Consider the following 15372-nt stretch of genomic DNA (forward strand, 5'->3'; position numbering starts at 1 on the left):
TTCCCCGCTACATTACGCGGTAGCTGTTTCCTTAGAGGTCTCAGCTTTTTCGTCAACCTGCTGTGCCATACGGTTCAGCTTAGGCGCAGTGAGCATCATCAGAACCGCGATAACAGCGGTAGCAATACCAATCTGCATGAACACGTGACCATATACAGCCAGTGATTGCAGTGGGTCGGTTACGTTTTCTGGAACAGCCATCAGGTTCGCAACTTTACCAGCAATGATTGCAGCACCCGCGGTAGTCAGGAACCAGCTACCCATGATGAAGCCCATCAGGCGCTGTGGAACCAGTTGTGCAACCATCGCCAGACCCAGACCAGAAATCATCAGCTCACCGATACTCTGCAGCGCATAGCTCAGAATCAACCAGCTTACAGACACGATACCTGCATCAGATGCGAACTTCGCACCCAGTGGCAGCACCAGGAAGGCCAGAGAACACAGGATCATACCGAACGCAAATTTGTGCGGCATCGGCATGCGGTCGCCCATTTTGTTGTAGATAGCAGCCAGAATCGGGCTACCAATCATGATCCAGAATGGGTTCAGTGCCTGGAACTGCTCAGGTTCGAACATCACACCCAGAATGGAGTGTTCAACGTTACGAATCGCAAAGAAGTTCAGAGAGGTTGGCATCTGGCTATACAGCACGAAGAACACAATCGCTTCAACCATCAGAATGAATGCAACAATCATCTTACGACGAGCAGCACCCTGCATTGCGAAAGCTTCTTTAGCAAAGATAATCACGATGCCCAGAGCGACTACGCCCAGAACCATACGTGCGATGCCCTGGTTGTGCAGCAGCCAGGTTGCCGCAGTCACCAGCACCAGCACACCAACAATAGTGGTCGCCAGTTTGCCGAAATGCACCGGCTGGAAGTCAGGTTTAGAACCGTGGTTTTTGACCCACTTCTTACAGAACATGAAGTTCACGAGAGTGATCAGCATACCCACGAAGCTCAGGGAGAACGCAACGCTCCAGCCATACTTTGCTGCAAGCCATGGAGTGGCAAGCATAGAGAAGAATGAACCGATGTTGATGGACATGTAGTACATAGTAAATGCACCGTCCAAACGCGGATCATCTTTTTCATAGCAAGTAGAAAGCAGGGAGGACGGGTTAGCCTTAAACAGACCGTTACCCACAGCGATAGTCGCCATACCCATGTACACCACAGCCACATCGTGACCGGAGTAAGCTACCAGCGCGTAACCGATAGCCAGTACGATAGTACCGAGCACAATGACGCGCTTGGTGCCGAGGACTTTATCGCCTAACCAACCACCGATAGCGACCATTCCGTAGACCAGTGCGCTAAAGGAAGAGAACAGGGTGATGGAGTCAGCTTCGGACATACCCAGCATTTTGACCAGGTAAACGGCCATAATACCTTGCAGACCGTAGTAGCCAAAACGCTCCCACAATTCGATAGAGAAAATCAGATAGAACGATTTAGGTTGTTTGAAAGCATTCAGACTAATGCTTTCTGCTGGTTTCTTGTTTGCAGTCGACACATATACCTCTTTTTTTACATCCCAATTTAACAGGAGTTTTCTAAGCGTCATGCCAGCGGCATTCGCTTTTTTAGTTATAAGAAAGGGGAAACGGCGGGTAATGTTCACTATCCTGCGGCTTCAGGCAAGGGCTTTGTAATACTCTGTTACATATATCCCCCGCGGAATAAAGTTCCAAAAAGCAAATTGTTATTCAGCGTTAAATTTTATCAAAATGCGCTTTATCGATTTATTCTCTTTGGTAATGCTAAAAAAAATTCATTTTAGTTATATATTCTGCTTTATGGCTTAATGTGTAGTGATATGGGTGGGGTGTAAAGATTTGTGCAGCCTATTGTACTGCTTAAGTTAGCTAATCACTGATGAATGCGAGGTTATTTGTTTCATTTTGATGACCTAAATTTAACACCGTGTTATCAGTGTGATCTGCGTCACATAGTTATGGAAAATTCTTATCGTAAAAAAACGATTAACCTGTTGGGGTGATTATTCACCACATGATTAAACCGAAACGGTAATGATTCGTAGAATAAAACAATTGATTAGATACGGCAGACAGCGATGTGGGAATGAACATGAACCTAACCTGCCACTTACGCAGCAGGTGGGAGGGGGATTAGATATCGACTTTCTCTTTGAATTCACACAGATCTTCAATGATGCACGAACCACAGCGCGGCTTGCGAGCTATACAGGTATAACGGCCGTGCAAAATGAGCCAGTGATGGCAATCGACTTTAAATTCTGCCGGAACAACTTTCAGTAGTTTTTCCTCGACCTGCTCAACGTTCTTCCCAGGCGCAAAGTTGGTGCGGTTACATACACGGAAGATATGAGTATCTACGGCGATAGTTGGCCATCCAAAGGCAGTATTAAGCACCACGTTCGCGGTTTTGCGACCAACGCCTGGTAGGGCTTCGAGTGCCGCCCTGTCTTCGGGTACCTCACCGTTATGCAGCTCAATCAACATCCGGCATGTCTTGATGACGTTCTCAGCTTTACTGTTAAAAAGGCCAATGGTTCTGATGTACGACTTAATACCGTCAACACCCAGATCCAACATAGCCTGCGGTGTATTAGCCACAGGGTAGAGCTTCGCTGTTGCCTTATTGACGCTGACATCCGTCGCCTGAGCTGATAGCAACACAGCTATCAGCAATTCGAATGGAGAATTGAATTGTAACTCAGTGGTAGGGTGAGGGTTGTTGTCACGCAGGCGCGTGAGGATCTCTAACCGTTTACTCTTATTCATAACGCTTTCTCTGGATTACCTTCCATTGCCGCAGCTTTCGCTGCGCGGCGCGTTTTCATTTTTTCATCAATAAGATATTTAACCGCCAGCATTAAACCCAGGCCGATAAATGCACCGGGTGGCAACATTGCCAGCAGGAAAGGGGTATCAGTGTGGAAAACTTCAATGCGCAGGACTTTTGCCCAACTACCCAGCAGCGCATCGGCACCGTCGAACAAGGTCCCATTGCCAATGATTTCACGCAACGAGCCTAAAACAAACATTGCGCTGGTGGCACCCATACCAATAGCTAAACCATCCAAAGCGGCGAGCGGCACACTACTTTTTGCAGCAAACGCCTCGGCTCGACCAATAACGATGCAGTTGGTAACAATCAATGGAATGAAAATCCCCAACGATTGATACAGACCGTAAGCGTAGGCATTGATCAGCATCTGAACGGTACTGACTACCGAGGCGATGATCATGACATAAATTGGAATACGAATTTCTGTCGGGACCCAACGACGTAGGGCGGATACGGCACTGTTGGTCAATACCAACACCAGCGTAGTCGCAAGTCCCAGTCCAAGGGCGTTGGTGGCAGTAGAGGTGACCGCCAACAGTGGGCAAAGGCCTAATAACTGCACCAGAGCCGAGTTATTTTTCCATAATCCCTGAACGACAATATCTTTTACTTCGCTCATGGTTGAGCTCCACAGGCTGGAAGATTATCAACTTGCGATGGCAGTGTTTTGGCGAATAATCCCGCTCGTTTTACCGCATTGACAACTGCGCGAGGGGTAATGGTCGCGCCGGTAAACTGATCAAACTGACCGCCATCCTTTTTTACCGCCCAGCTTGAATCATCATTGCCTTGAATTGTCTTACCGGCAAAATGCGTGATCCAATCACTCAGACGTGTTTCGATTTTATCGCCAAGGCCGGGTGTTTCATGATGTTCAGTGACACGTGAACCCAACACTTTGCCGCTAAAATCAGCCGCGACCAGCAATTGAATGGCGCCAGAATAGCCATCAGGGGCGGTGGTTTCCATGACAACCGCAACCGGTTGTTCACTTTTACGCGCCACATAAATATGGCGTTCGCCTTTACCTAACGGTGAATCATTGACGACGACGCAACTGGCCTGAATATTGTTGTCATAGATATCGGTCGAAATCACCTGATCAAACAATAGCTTCTGCTGTGCAACAGCTTGCTGTTCGATAGTGTCTTTCGTTAAGGCATTGACGACCGCAGTTAGTCCGGTTGCCAATATCGCAAACAGAGCCAAAGTAACGCCATGTTTTTGCATCGTTTTTAGCATGACGGCTCCTTAGCGATGCCCGTAAGCACGTGGGCGGGTGTAATAATCGATCAACGGAACAGTGATGTTTGCCAGCAAAACGGCGAAAGCAATACCATCCGGATAACCACCAAATGTACGAATCAGCCAGACCAGTAATCCGGCCAATGCACCGAAAATCAGGCGCCCACGATTGGTGGTCGAGGCCGTTACCGGGTCGGTGAGAATGAAAAATGCGCCTAGCATAGTGGCACCCGAGAACAGGTGAATCAGCGGAGATGCACATTTTTCCGGAGCAAACATCCAGCCGAGCGTGGAACACACGGCAAGTGTGAGCAGGAAACTAACCGGAATATGCCAACGAATGGCACCTTTGAGGAGCATAAACAGGCCGCCCGCCAGGAAAGCGAGGTTAACCCATTGCCAGCCGATACCAGCCAGGACACCGTTATAAATTGGCTCTTGTAACAGATCGTTGGCGGAATGCCCGGCGCGTAAGCCTGTTTTAAAGGTATCCAGTGGTGTTGCCTGACTTATCCCATCAATACCCATGCGCAATTGCGTCATAGTGTCACCAGCCAGAGTGGAGCCGGAGAAAATAACGTGCAGCGAATCAGCAAAGCCGGGAACCGTAGCGGCCAGTGTGTGTGGCGGTAACCAGGATGTCATTTGCACCGGGAAGGCAATCAGCAGTACGACATACCCGACCATTGCCGGGTTAAATGGGTTGTGACCAAGTCCGCCATACAATTGTTTTGCGATAATAACCGCAAAAACGGTTCCAAGTACTACCATCCACCACGGAGCAAAAGGTGGAATGCTCATCCCTAATAGCAGACCGGTTAATGCGGCAGAATTGTCACCGAGGATTCTCAGTGGTTGTTTGCGAAGTTTAAGTACCAACAGTTCTGCAGCAACTGCGGTCAGAATGCCTAATGCTATTTGCACCAGGCTACCCCAGCCGAACCAATACCAAAGCATTGCCATTCCAGGCAACGTGGCCCAGGTCACCAGCAACATAATCTGTGAGGTGCTGCGCTGGTTATGGGTATAAGGGGAGCTTGCTATCTTGAAAACCATCTATTCCTCTGATGCCATTTGAAGCGCAGCTTTACGTGCCTGAACACGGGCAATCGCGGCGGCCACTGCGGCTTTGCGCGGATCTTGTTCTTCGGCAGGTGTTTCTACAGATTGTTGTTCAGCCTGGGCCGCTTTACGGGCTTTGGCTCGGGCAATAGCTGCTTCAACCGCCGCTTTGCGTGGGTCGATGGTTTCGACTTCAGCCGCTTCAGCATCTGCAGCCGATTCTTGAGCTTGCACTGCTTTGCGGGCTTTGGCACGGGCAATAGCTGCTTCAACAGCTGCTTTGCGTGGGTCGATGGTTTCGACTTCAGCCGCTTTAGTATCTGCAGCCGATTCATGTGCTTGCGCTGCTTTACGGGCTTTGGCACGGGCAATAGCGGCTTCAACCGCCGCTTTGCGAGGGTCCGAGCTCGCGCTGTCTTGCGCTTCTTTTTCAGCCTGACGAGCCCGAGCTTGCGCTTTGCGCGCTTCACGCGCCGCAATCACTTGCTGGTTATCAGGCAAGCTACCCGGCTTAATAACAATTGGCTCACTACCCTGAGCTTTTTTATTTTTCACTCGGGCAAGGGCCGCCTGAATAGCATCATTATCTTTCGCTGTCGGTTGAACAGCAGCCTGCTTATGGCGTTCAAGACGAGCAGCCTTTTCGCGCTCAAGACGAGCCTGACGAGCTTCAAAGCGAACTTTTGCTTCAGCTGTACGTTTGGCTTCCAGCTCAATTTCGCGGATCTCCGCTTTTTCCTGGCGGAAATACTGCACTAGCGGAATATTGCTGGGGCAGACGTAGGCACAAGCGCCGCATTCAATACAGTCTTTAAGATTATGGGCCTGGGCTTTATCGTGCTGCTGCCCCCGGCTGAACCAGTAAAGTTGTTGCGGTAACAAATCTGCCGGACAGGAGTCAGCACAGGCGCTACAACGAATGCAACCCTGTTCTTCCTGCGGTTCACCCATTTCATTGGCGTTCGGTGCCAGCAAACAGTTGGTGATTTTGACGACCGGCACATCGAGCCACGGCAGGCTAAAGCCCATTAGTGGGCCACCCATAATCACTTGCTGATCGTGCCCCGGACGGAATCCGGCAAAGTCGAGCAGATGACGAACAGGGGTCCCCAGTCGTGCCCAGACATTACCTGGCTGTTGAACTGCGCCGCCAGTTAACGTCACCACGCGCTCGGTTAATGGCTCGCCGTCTATAATGGCGCGCTTTACCGCAAACGCAGTACCGACGTTTTGCATCAGTACACCGATATCGGAAGAACGACCACCTTGTGGAACCTGCTTACCCGTCAGAATTTGCGTCAGTTGCTTGGCACCACCGGACGGGTATTTGGTTGGGATCACCCGCAGTTCAATACCCTGTGTATTGCAAAGCACTGCACGCAGCATAGAAATCGCCTGCGGTTTATTATCTTCAATACCGATTAACACGCGCTGGGGTTGCAGAATATGCGCAAGAATTCGCACACCATCGATGATTTGCGCAGCGCAATCCTGCATCAGGCGGTCATCGGCAGTGATGTAAGGTTCACACTCGGCAGCATTGATAATCAGCGTGTCGATTTTATCGCCACCGCCTTGTAATTTGTTGCCGGTCGGGAAACCTGCACCACCTAAGCCTGCAACACCAAACTGGTGAATGCGGGTAATCAACTCATCGCGACTGCGGGAGGTGTAGTCCTGCCAGCCATCACGCTCAATCCACTTATCTTCACCATCGGCTTCAATCATAACGCTTAGTTCCGCCAGCGCAGAAGGATGGGCAGTGGAGTGGGGGGTAATGGCAGTTACGGTACCGGATGTCGGTGCGTGAACAGGTAACATACGGCCACGCCCACGAGTCAAAGGTTGCCCTCGTAACACATAATCGCCAGGTTTTACGCACAGTTCGCCTTCAGCACCAATATGCTGCTTCAAAGGAATAACCAGTTTTTGCGGTAACGGAACCTGGCGCAGTGGCGTGCCGTTGGACTGAGTTTTCATTTCTGGTGGGTGAATGCCACCATCGAAATCCCAGATTTTATCTTTTTTAAAACGGGTAAATAACTTAAGCATGTTGCTCCACCGGAATGATACGAACCGGGATTGTTTGCAGATCCCACTTCCAGCTTTCTGTGGTGGTTTCGACCGGTCGCAGCTCAATACAGCGCGTAGGACATGGGTCGACACATAAATTGCATCCGGTGCAAAGGTCACTAATAACGGTATGCATTGCGCGGGTCGCGCCAACAATGGCATCTACCGGGCAGGCCTGAATACATTTTGTGCAGCCAATACAGTTGGGTTCGTCGATAACCGCCAACATGCGCACAGGCTCCTGGGCTACTGCATCGCCTTCAATCGGCTGCGGGTCGACGTTAAGCAACGTGGCGATCTTTAGCATCACGGCTTCGCCACCGGGGGCGCACAGATTGATTTTCGATCCTTGATTGCCGACAGCTTCCGCATAAGGACGGCAACCCGGGTAGCCGCATTGCCCGCACTGGCTTTGTGGCAGCAATTCATCGATTTTATCAACAATAGGGTCTTCCTGGACCTGAAAGCGGCGCGAGGCATAACCCAGGATAAGCCCAAATATCAGGCCTAACAGGCCCAGAGCAACCACAGCAATCCAAATCGTACTCATCAGAACTTCACCAATCCGCTAAAGCCCATAAACGCCAGAGACATTAAGCCTGCGGTGATAAGCGCGATGGCATTACCACGAAAAGGTGCAGGAACATCGGCTACCGCAAGGCGTTCGCGAATCGCAGCAAACAGCACCATTACCAGTGAGAAGCCTACCGCTGCTGAAAAACCGTAGAGTGCCGATTGCAGGAAGTTATGACCGAGATTGATATTTAGCAACGCAACACCAAGTACCGCGCAATTAGTGGTGATTAGCGGTAAAAAGATACCCAACAGGCGATAGAGCGCCGGGCTGGTTTTACGCACCACCATTTCGGTAAATTGCACGACGACTGCAATCACCAGAATAAACGCCAGGGTGCGCAGATAGACCAGATCAAGAGGAATAAGGATCAACTCATTGACCAGCCATGCGCAAATTGACGCCAGAGTCAGTACAAAAGTGGTCGCCAGCCCCATGCCAATAGCCGTCTCCAGTTTTTTGGAAACGCCCATAAACGGACACAGGCCAAGAAACTTCACTAATACGAAGTTATTGACCAGAACCGTACCAACAAAGAGCAGCAGATAATCTGTCATGAATGAGACCTGAAACAAAAAAAAGCCGCCTATTATCGTCTAACCGCAAGATGACGACAACTGGGCGTTTATAGGGTTATTACAGCGTAGTTAAGGCTTAATAAATGTTTGCTTAACGCGTTGCGAGCGCTTGAGGTAAGGAACCAGCAAGGCTGCAGCCAACAGAGGGAACATCAGCTGACGTAATGCCAGATCGTCACTCACTGGGGAAAACGCGAAGGTTTTAATCGCCAACAACACAGACAGCAATAACCAAAGAATATAATGACGTACCACATTCTTACGGCGTTTGAAGAAGGCAATAGTCAACCACACGGTATAACCCCACATGGCAATCGCACAGGCGATAGAGGTGTACCAGAGCACGACCATTTTGGGGCCTTGTGCGCTCATAAGTCGATGGCTTTCTGGGGAGATAAGCATCATAAGATAAATGGCCAGAGCAATACTGCTGCTGAGTAAGGTCATTAATAGCCATGCGAGAGGGGCCAGGAGCCAGCCTGCAATACGTGGTGCCTGCGTAGGGACTTGGGTAGTCGCCATGTTTCCTCCCGAAAATAATAAGACTTTCCTTATGCGATTCATAAGGCGGGGGGATTATAAGGTTTTTTCAACACTTTGCTACCGTCGCGGCACTAGACAACATATCGCCAGACGGATTTTGGGACACAACCTAAATCAAACAGCCGCCCACCAGAAACTAATTCAGCACGACGGTGATCGGCCGCGCGATACATATTCATCAGGTCAGTATCATCAGTCAGAGTGTAATTAAGATGGTCGAAGAGTTTTTCAAGGCTTTCAGGCGAGCTGATTTTACGAAACTTCATTAAATAATCGAGAGCAGTCATGAGGTGTAGTTATCCATGCAGTAAATGACCAGGGCACGCTGTGCGTAGGGTGTGCGTGAATAATAAACGGAAATGCTTATTCATATATATAACCTAATGCTCATGATTGATTTTTTAGGAGTTTTCATGAGCAGGTAAGTGACATAACTGATGCCCAAGAGCGCTGGCTACAAGACGGTTGTCTGATGAATGCGCAACCAGAACGCAACAATATAATTACCTGTTGTTACAATCCCCAGGATAGTATCCAATAGGTTGTCCAAAAATTTGAGGAAAGAAAATGAGTGATAACATTCGTGTCGGATTAATCGGTTACGGTTATGCCAGCAAGACGTTTCATGCCCCCTTAATTGTGGGCACGCCGGGTATGGTTCTGGCCGGTGTTTCCAGCAGCGATGCCACGAAAGTTCATGCTGACTGGCCAAATATGCCGGTAGTCTCTGATCCTCATCATCTGTTTAATGACCCAAATATCGATTTAATTGTTATTCCGACCCCAAACGATACGCACTTCCCACTGGCTAAAGCAGCGCTGGAAGCGGGTAAGCATGTCGTTGTCGATAAACCCTTTACCGTGACGTTGTCACAAGCTCGTGAGCTTGATGCGCTGGCTAAAAGCTGCGGTTTACTGCTTTCAGTGTTCCATAATCGCCGCTGGGACAGCGATTTCTTAACGCTGAAAACGTTACTGGCAGATGGGACGCTAGGTGAGGTCGCGTACTTTGAGTCGCATTTTGACCGCTACCGCCCACAGGTGCGCAACCGCTGGCGTGAGCAGGCCGGTGTGGGGAGCGGGATTTGGTACGATTTAGGGCCACATCTTATCGACCAGGCGCTGAATCTTTTCGGGCTACCGGTTAGTCTGACGGTGGATTTAGGTCAGTTGCGTCCAGGCGCGCAAGCGACAGACTACTTCCATGCTGTGCTGGCCTATCCACAGCGTCGTGTCGTGCTGCATGGCACGTTGCTTGCTGCGGCAGAAACCGCTCGTTATATCGTCCATGGTACGCGCGGCAGCTATATCAAATATGGTTTGGATCCGCAGGAAGATCGCCTCAAATCTGGCGAACGTTTGCCACAAGAGGATTGGGGCTACGATATGCGTGATGGCGTATTAACGTTAGCGCAGGGTGAGGTTATGACCGAGCAAACCTTGCTGACGGTCCCGGGTAATTATCCGGCTTATTATGCCGGGATTCGTGATGCATTGACCGGACACGGAGAGAACCCGGTACCTGCGGCACAGGCGATTCAAGTCATGGAAATGATCGAGCTGGGTATGGAATCTGCGAAACACCGCGCTACGTTGAATCTGGCGTAACAGGGATTTGTAGGGTGGATTAGCGTAAGCGACATCCACCACATTGATTACTGCGCAGTCGGTTTTAAAATCGTGCCACTACTTTTGTGTTCCGCCAGATATTGATGCTGGAAAATACACATACGAATTGTGTTGCGGTATTCGCCATTGATAAAGAATTCATGGATTAATTCACCTTCCACCATAAAGCCCAGCTTCTTATATATATGCACGGCTTTTTCATTTTCTTTATCGACAATCAAATAGAGCTTGTACAGGTTTAACACCATAAACCCATAATCCATTGCAAGTTTTGCGGCGCGCGATGCCAGGCCTTTGCCCTGATAGTCAGGAGAAATAATTATCTGGAATTCAGCGCGGCGGTGAACGTGGTTAATTTCTACCAGTTCAACCAGGCCTGCTTTTTCGCCGTTACACTCGATAACAAAACGACGCTCACTTTGATCGTGAATATGTTTGTCATAAAGGTCCGACAGCTCGACAAACGCTTCATAAGGCTCTTCAAACCAATAGCGCATCACGCTTGCGTTGTTGTCCAGTTGATGGACGAAGCGGAGATCTTCGCGCTCAAGTGGGCGAAGCTTGATTTGTAGATCGTGGCTCATTTGAATTCCTTTCAAAGTGAATAAGGCTCCTGTTAAGAAGCCTTATTGGGTAACAGTACAAAATTACGGTGCGACAGTTCGACCAGTTCGACGGTCCAGGCAACGTAGGGTGTTAGGTTCCCAGTAAGCGTTAACGTTAGCACTTTTCTGGCAATTATCGCGGGCATCAAAAGCCGTGTCGGTTTTGTCCCACTCTTTTTCGGCGCGTTTGTTCACTTTTTGGCGCAGAGAGCGTGTGTCATTCCATTGCTCTTTGTCCATCGCCGCATCCTGGCGAGTCTGCGCATTGTCACCAGATTCAATGATCAGCTTATTGGTCTGAGCATGGAGTGGTTGAACAAACGCAAATGCACTCAGCAGCAACGCCAACGGCAGTGTTGCCATGGTGAGACGTTTGCGAAGGATTGTGTTCATTGCTGTTTCCTTTTAGGGTGAAGCCCGACTTATTAAAGTAAATAAATTATGGAGTGGGGTACGTACCAGACGACCCATTATTGACCTCATTATCCCAGAGATTGTTCAATATGATCAAAACAACCGTGCTTTTTTTTGCCACAGCTCTTGCTGAAATCATCGGCTGCTTTTTACCGTGGCTGTGGTTAAAGCGCGAAGGTTCCCCACTATTGCTGATCCCCGCCGCCTTCTCCCTTGCGGTATTTGTCTGGTTATTAACCCTACACCCAGCTGCCAGTGGGCGCGTTTATGCCGCATACGGCGGGGTGTACGTTGTGACCGCTTTGCTGTGGTTACGTTGGGTGGATGGCGTCAAGTTAAGTACTTATGACTGGATAGGTGCCACAGTCGCATTCTGCGGCATGTTGATCATTGTTGCTGGCTGGAGCCGGGGCTGATTAGTCCTCTCTTCTAAACACATTTATTGAAGAGGCTGCGGAAACATCAAAAGCGTAGCGGGTAGTAAAGGGACTGCCGGTATGAACACATAAAAAAGAGCTGTTATACAACTTTAATTTTCGTGTCATACCAAAAGCACTAAAGTTTAATGCAAATCAATATGCAGACTACCATGTCAGGTAGTCTGTGGCAGTCCCCAAGTTCACTACTCAGCGAGTTTTAAAATGGAAAACAAGCTCTTATCTGCAAAAGCTATTCTCCCACAATACGACCGTAGCAAACTGGTATCCCGTATCGTTCATCTTGGATTCGGTGCATTCCATCGCGCTCATCAGGCGGTTTACGCCGATATCCTGGCAAATGAACATGGTAGCGATTGGGGTTACTGCGAAGTCAACCTGATTGGTGGCGAACAGCAAATTGCTGATTTGAAACAGCAAGACAACCTTTATAGCGTGGCTGAAATGTCAGCCGACGCATGGCATTGCCGCGTTGTAGGTGTGGTGAAAGATGCCATTCACGCTCAGGTTGATGGCCTGGAAGCGGTATTTACCGCAATGACTCAACCTGAAGTTGCGATTGTCTCATTAACCGTGACTGAAAAAGGCTACTGCCATACTCCGGCAACCGGCACTATCTTGCTGGATCATCCATTAATTGCACACGACCTGGCCAATCCGCAGCAGCCGAAATCTGCGCCGGGTGTAATTGTTGAAGCGCTGGCTCGTCGTAAAGCGGCAGGCCTGCCTGCATTTAGCGTGATGTCGTGCGATAACATGCCAGAAAACGGCCACGTAACCCGTAACGTTATCACCGCATACGCTCAGGCAATTAACCCAGAGCTGGCGGCGTGGATTGAAACTCACGTAACATTCCCATCCACCATGGTTGACCGTATCGTTCCGGCTGCGACTGCAGAAACACTGGAGCAAGTAGCAAAAGCGACGGGTGTAGCTGACCCTGTGGCAATCGCATGCGAACCATTCCGCCAGTGGGTCATCGAAGATAACTTCGTCGCGGGTCGTCCTGAGTGGGAAAAAGCCGGTGCTGAACTGGTTAAAGATGTTCTGCCATACGAAGAAATGAAACTGCGCATGTTGAACGGTAGCCACTCATTCCTGGCATACCTCGGCTACCTGGCGGGTTATCAGCATATTTCTGAATGCATGCTGGATGAGAACTATCGTCGCACTGCGCACGCATTAATGCTGCAAGAACAAGCGCCAACTCTGAAAGTGCAGGGTGTTGATCTGGCGAAATATGCCGATTCATTGATTGCACGTTATACCAACCCAGCACTGCGCCACCGTACCTGGCAAATCGCCATGGATGGTAGCCAGAAACTGCCACAGCGCTGGTTAGACTCCATTCGCTGGCATTTGGCGAACGGCAGCAAATTTGATCTGCTGGCACTGGGTGTTGCAGGTTGGATGCGTTACGTTGGCGGTGTTGACGAGCAGGGCAATACAATCGAAGTCAGTGACCCGCTGCTTTCTACAATCGAGCAAGCGGTTAGCGCGAGCCAGGAAGGGGAAACCCGTGTTAAAGCTCTGCTGGGGCTAAAAACAATCTTTGGTGAAGATTTACCTGCTAACGAGAAATTCGTAGCCCAGGTTACTGAAACTTATCTGGCACTGCGTGAAAACGGCGCGAAAGCGACGGTTGCTAAGTTCTAAATATAAAGCTCTAAACTCGCCCGGCAACGGGCGAGATATTACTCTTCACTAAACCAGTCGCGCTTTTCTTTGCGAATCAACAATATTGACTGGCTTATCTCATGCAGATGGCGATGCATCGCCTGATCCACACTCTCTTCATCTTTGCGTTTAAGTGCCTCAAAAATATCGTGATGCTGTGAAAGCAACATTTCCGGTGGTGTGACGTGATCAAGGCTCATATAACGCACACGGTCCATGGTCGCTTTGATATTTTCGACGGTGTCCCACGCCAGGCTGCAATCGGCGACCAGAGCTAATTGCTGATGGAACTCATCGTCCAACTGGAAAAAATCATCCATCTGATTGCGATCAATGGCGGTTCGTTGCTGGTTCAATAACTGCTCAAGCATATACAGATGTTCATCTGTGGCCATACTCGCTGCACGTTTCACCACGGCACGTTCAATTGCTTCACGGACGAAACAACCATTCTTTACCTGGTTTACAGAAATTTTATTAACATAAGTGCCACGCTGCGGGCGAATTTGTACCAGCCCGGTTTCTGCCAGTTTAATAAAGGCTTCGCGCACCGGTTGGCGCGATACTTCAAAACGTATTGACACTTCTTTTTCAGAAAGGGGCGTTCCAGGCGGTATTAAGCAACGAACAATATCACGACGCAAAATGCGGTAGATTTGTTGGTTTACAGGTTGTGTGGGGTTGAGCAAGTTTGACGGTGACATGAATTTTTTTCTTATCGTTGATGAGCCGTGCAAATTTAACATTTATTTGTACGATCGCCCATACCCAGAAGAGCGTTGTGGGTATGGGCTGGGTGATTAACCTTCGCGGTGAACACTAAGTCCTGCAAACGACTGGCTAACAGGCATCATCTCAAGCGTGTTGATGTTGACGTGCTTTGGTAGAGTGGCAACCCACCAGACAGCTTCAGTGACATCTTCTGCGGTCAGTGCGTTGGCATTTTCGTAGGTTTTTTCAACCTTGCCGTCATCGCCTTTGAACCGCACGTTAGAAAACTCAGTACCACCCACCAGACCCGGTTCAATATCCGTCACGCGGATGGCAGTTTTATGCAGATCTGCACGCAGGTTCAGGCTGAACTGGCGTACGAACGCTTTAGTCGCGCCATAGACGTTGCCACCGGCATATGGCCAGCTACCTGCGGTAGAGCCGATATTGATGATATGACCACGATTACGCTCAACCATGCCAGGCAGCACGGCGCGAGTCATATAGACCAAACCTTTATTATTGGTATCGATCATCGTTTCCCAGTCATCCGGGTCGGCTTTGTGTGCAGGCTCCATGCCCAGCGCCAGACCTGCATTGTTGACCAGAACATCGATATTGCGCCATTCGGCAGGCAACTGCTCCATCGCTTGTTCGATAGCCGCGCGATTACGAACATCAAGTTGCAGCGTAATGATGCTATCGCCCAGTTCTTCTTTAAGCTCTTGTAGACGTTCATGACGGCGACCAGTGGCAATCACTTTATGGCCCTGTTGCACGAAACGACGGGTAATACTCTCACCAAATCCGGCAGTGGCGCCGGTTACCAGAATAATCATCTCACTGTTCCTCAACGCTTTTTATGTCGCAATACCTTAGCACGCTAAGGCAGTTAGTGATAATTGAACTTTAGTATGGCAGCACCTGTGCATTACTGGTGCAACAAGGCCATGTCAGTGCAACTTGTTGGTGCGGGCAATTCCT

The 15372-nt window shown here is 49.5% G+C and carries 17 protein-coding genes; 3 read left to right on the forward strand and 14 right to left on the reverse strand.

The features are described 5' to 3' along the window. Positions 1-12: 12 nt before the first annotated feature. The 10 genes from dtpA to ydgT all read right to left on the reverse strand — a co-directional run bounded on the left by dtpA (position 13) and on the right by ydgT (position 9202). Positions 13-1521: a dipeptide/tripeptide permease DtpA gene (gene dtpA, locus LVQ76_RS04070; protein WP_232863562.1), complete on the reverse strand. Its 1509-nt coding sequence runs from the start codon at positions 1519-1521 to the stop codon at positions 13-15. 616 nt (positions 1522-2137) lie between these two features. Further along, a complete protein-coding gene (gene nth / locus LVQ76_RS04075) occupies positions 2138-2773 on the reverse strand; it encodes an endonuclease III (protein ID WP_151995872.1) in 636 nt (211 codons plus the stop codon). Further along, positions 2770-3459, reverse strand: a complete 690-nt coding sequence (locus LVQ76_RS04080; protein WP_232863564.1) for an electron transport complex subunit E — start codon at positions 3457-3459, stop codon at positions 2770-2772. The genes nth and LVQ76_RS04080 overlap by 4 nt, the downstream gene beginning before the upstream one ends. Continuing rightward, positions 3456-4082, reverse strand: coding sequence for an electron transport complex subunit RsxG (gene rsxG / locus LVQ76_RS04085; protein WP_232921058.1), 627 nt, complete (start codon positions 4080-4082; stop codon positions 3456-3458). The genes LVQ76_RS04080 and rsxG overlap by 4 nt, the downstream gene beginning before the upstream one ends. A 9-nt stretch (positions 4083-4091) precedes the next feature. After that, entirely contained in the window at positions 4092-5141 is a 1050-nt protein-coding gene (gene rsxD, locus LVQ76_RS04090; protein WP_151995875.1) for an electron transport complex subunit RsxD, read from the reverse strand. Then, positions 5142-7199, reverse strand: a complete 2058-nt coding sequence (gene rsxC, locus LVQ76_RS04095; RefSeq protein WP_232921059.1) for an electron transport complex subunit RsxC — start codon at positions 7197-7199, stop codon at positions 5142-5144. Continuing rightward, positions 7192-7770, reverse strand: coding sequence for an electron transport complex subunit RsxB (gene rsxB / locus LVQ76_RS04100; protein ID WP_064511743.1), 579 nt, complete (start codon positions 7768-7770; stop codon positions 7192-7194). The genes rsxC and rsxB overlap by 8 nt, the downstream gene beginning before the upstream one ends. Further along, on the reverse strand, positions 7770-8351 hold the full coding sequence (rsxA, locus tag LVQ76_RS04105; protein ID WP_034455395.1) for an electron transport complex subunit RsxA: 582 nt from the start codon (positions 8349-8351) through the stop codon (positions 7770-7772). The genes rsxB and rsxA overlap by 1 nt, the downstream gene beginning before the upstream one ends. A gap of 90 nt (positions 8352-8441) precedes the next feature. Beyond that, a complete protein-coding gene (locus LVQ76_RS04110; RefSeq protein ID WP_232903449.1) occupies positions 8442-8894 on the reverse strand; it encodes a DUF2569 domain-containing protein in 453 nt (150 codons plus the stop codon). 92 nt (positions 8895-8986) lie between these two features. Beyond that, complete coding sequence (ydgT, locus tag LVQ76_RS04115) at positions 8987-9202, reverse strand: transcription modulator YdgT (RefSeq protein ID WP_134182293.1); 216 nt, start codon at positions 9200-9202, stop codon at positions 8987-8989. 280 nt (positions 9203-9482) lie between these two features. On the opposite strand from ydgT, the gene LVQ76_RS04120 reads away from it, so the two are divergent. After that, the gene (locus LVQ76_RS04120) at positions 9483-10523 is read left to right on the forward strand and encodes an oxidoreductase (protein WP_232863568.1); all 1041 of its coding nucleotides are present in this window, start codon (positions 9483-9485) and stop codon (positions 10521-10523) included. A 47-nt stretch (positions 10524-10570) separates the two neighbouring features. Here LVQ76_RS04120 and speG read toward each other — a convergent pair whose 3' ends face one another. Together speG and LVQ76_RS04130 are read right to left on the reverse strand one after the other, a co-directional pair. After that, positions 10571-11128 (reverse strand): spermidine N1-acetyltransferase, encoded by a 558-nt coding sequence (gene speG / locus LVQ76_RS04125; RefSeq protein ID WP_232863569.1) that lies wholly within the window; start codon positions 11126-11128, stop codon positions 10571-10573. Between the two features lie 63 nt (positions 11129-11191). Then, positions 11192-11542: a DUF1283 family protein gene (locus tag LVQ76_RS04130; protein ID WP_134182297.1), complete on the reverse strand. Its 351-nt coding sequence runs from the start codon at positions 11540-11542 to the stop codon at positions 11192-11194. 110 nt (positions 11543-11652) lie between these two features. Between LVQ76_RS04130 and LVQ76_RS04135 the strand changes: the two genes are divergently transcribed. Continuing rightward, positions 11653-11979: a YnfA family protein gene (locus tag LVQ76_RS04135; RefSeq protein ID WP_232863570.1), complete on the forward strand. Its 327-nt coding sequence runs from the start codon at positions 11653-11655 to the stop codon at positions 11977-11979. Positions 11980-12204: 225 nt separating this feature from the next. Next, the gene (locus LVQ76_RS04140) at positions 12205-13656 is read left to right on the forward strand and encodes a mannitol dehydrogenase family protein (RefSeq protein ID WP_232863571.1); all 1452 of its coding nucleotides are present in this window, start codon (positions 12205-12207) and stop codon (positions 13654-13656) included. Between the two features lie 38 nt (positions 13657-13694). Here the strand turns inward: LVQ76_RS04140 and LVQ76_RS04145 are convergent, their stop codons facing one another. Both LVQ76_RS04145 and ydfG read right to left on the reverse strand, forming a co-directional pair. Next, the gene (locus LVQ76_RS04145) at positions 13695-14381 is read right to left on the reverse strand and encodes a GntR family transcriptional regulator (protein WP_064511730.1); all 687 of its coding nucleotides are present in this window, start codon (positions 14379-14381) and stop codon (positions 13695-13697) included. A gap of 96 nt (positions 14382-14477) precedes the next feature. After that, the gene (gene ydfG / locus LVQ76_RS04150) at positions 14478-15227 is read right to left on the reverse strand and encodes a bifunctional NADP-dependent 3-hydroxy acid dehydrogenase/3-hydroxypropionate dehydrogenase YdfG (RefSeq protein ID WP_232863572.1); all 750 of its coding nucleotides are present in this window, start codon (positions 15225-15227) and stop codon (positions 14478-14480) included. Positions 15228-15372 lie beyond the last annotated feature (145 nt).

The organism is Buttiauxella cochleicola (genome assembly GCF_021283185.1).
GTDB lineage: Bacteria > Pseudomonadota > Gammaproteobacteria > Enterobacterales > Enterobacteriaceae > Buttiauxella > Buttiauxella massiliensis.

Bases quoted from the DNA above. Each gene is read 5' to 3' on its own strand.
- rsxG (WP_232921058.1), bottom strand. From the start codon at position 4,082: ATGCTAAAAACGATGCAAAAACATGGCGTTACTTTGGCTCTGTTTGCG.
- nth (WP_151995872.1), bottom strand. From the start codon at position 2,773: ATGAATAAGAGTAAACGGTTAGAGATCCTCACGCGCCTGCGTGACAAC.
- rsxC (WP_232921059.1), bottom strand. From the start codon at position 7,199: ATGCTTAAGTTATTTACCCGTTTTAAAAAAGATAAAATCTGGGATTTC.
- LVQ76_RS04120 (WP_232863568.1), top strand. From the start codon at position 9,483: ATGAGTGATAACATTCGTGTCGGATTAATCGGTTACGGTTATGCCAGC.
- speG (WP_232863569.1), bottom strand. From the start codon at position 11,128: ATGAGCCACGATCTACAAATCAAGCTTCGCCCACTTGAGCGCGAAGAT.
- LVQ76_RS04145 (WP_064511730.1), bottom strand. From the start codon at position 14,381: ATGTCACCGTCAAACTTGCTCAACCCCACACAACCTGTAAACCAACAA.
- LVQ76_RS04140 (WP_232863571.1), top strand. From the start codon at position 12,205: ATGGAAAACAAGCTCTTATCTGCAAAAGCTATTCTCCCACAATACGAC.
- rsxD (WP_151995875.1), bottom strand. From the start codon at position 5,141: ATGGTTTTCAAGATAGCAAGCTCCCCTTATACCCATAACCAGCGCAGC.
- ydfG (WP_232863572.1), bottom strand. From the start codon at position 15,227: ATGATTATTCTGGTAACCGGCGCCACTGCCGGATTTGGTGAGAGTATT.
- LVQ76_RS04110 (WP_232903449.1), bottom strand. From the start codon at position 8,894: ATGGCGACTACCCAAGTCCCTACGCAGGCACCACGTATTGCAGGCTGG.
- rsxA (WP_034455395.1), bottom strand. From the start codon at position 8,351: ATGACAGATTATCTGCTGCTCTTTGTTGGTACGGTTCTGGTCAATAAC.
- rsxB (WP_064511743.1), bottom strand. From the start codon at position 7,770: ATGAGTACGATTTGGATTGCTGTGGTTGCTCTGGGCCTGTTAGGCCTG.
- LVQ76_RS04135 (WP_232863570.1), top strand. From the start codon at position 11,653: ATGATCAAAACAACCGTGCTTTTTTTTGCCACAGCTCTTGCTGAAATC.
- ydgT (WP_134182293.1), bottom strand. From the start codon at position 9,202: ATGACTGCTCTCGATTATTTAATGAAGTTTCGTAAAATCAGCTCGCCT.
- LVQ76_RS04130 (WP_134182297.1), bottom strand. From the start codon at position 11,542: ATGAACACAATCCTTCGCAAACGTCTCACCATGGCAACACTGCCGTTG.
- LVQ76_RS04080 (WP_232863564.1), bottom strand. From the start codon at position 3,459: ATGAGCGAAGTAAAAGATATTGTCGTTCAGGGATTATGGAAAAATAAC.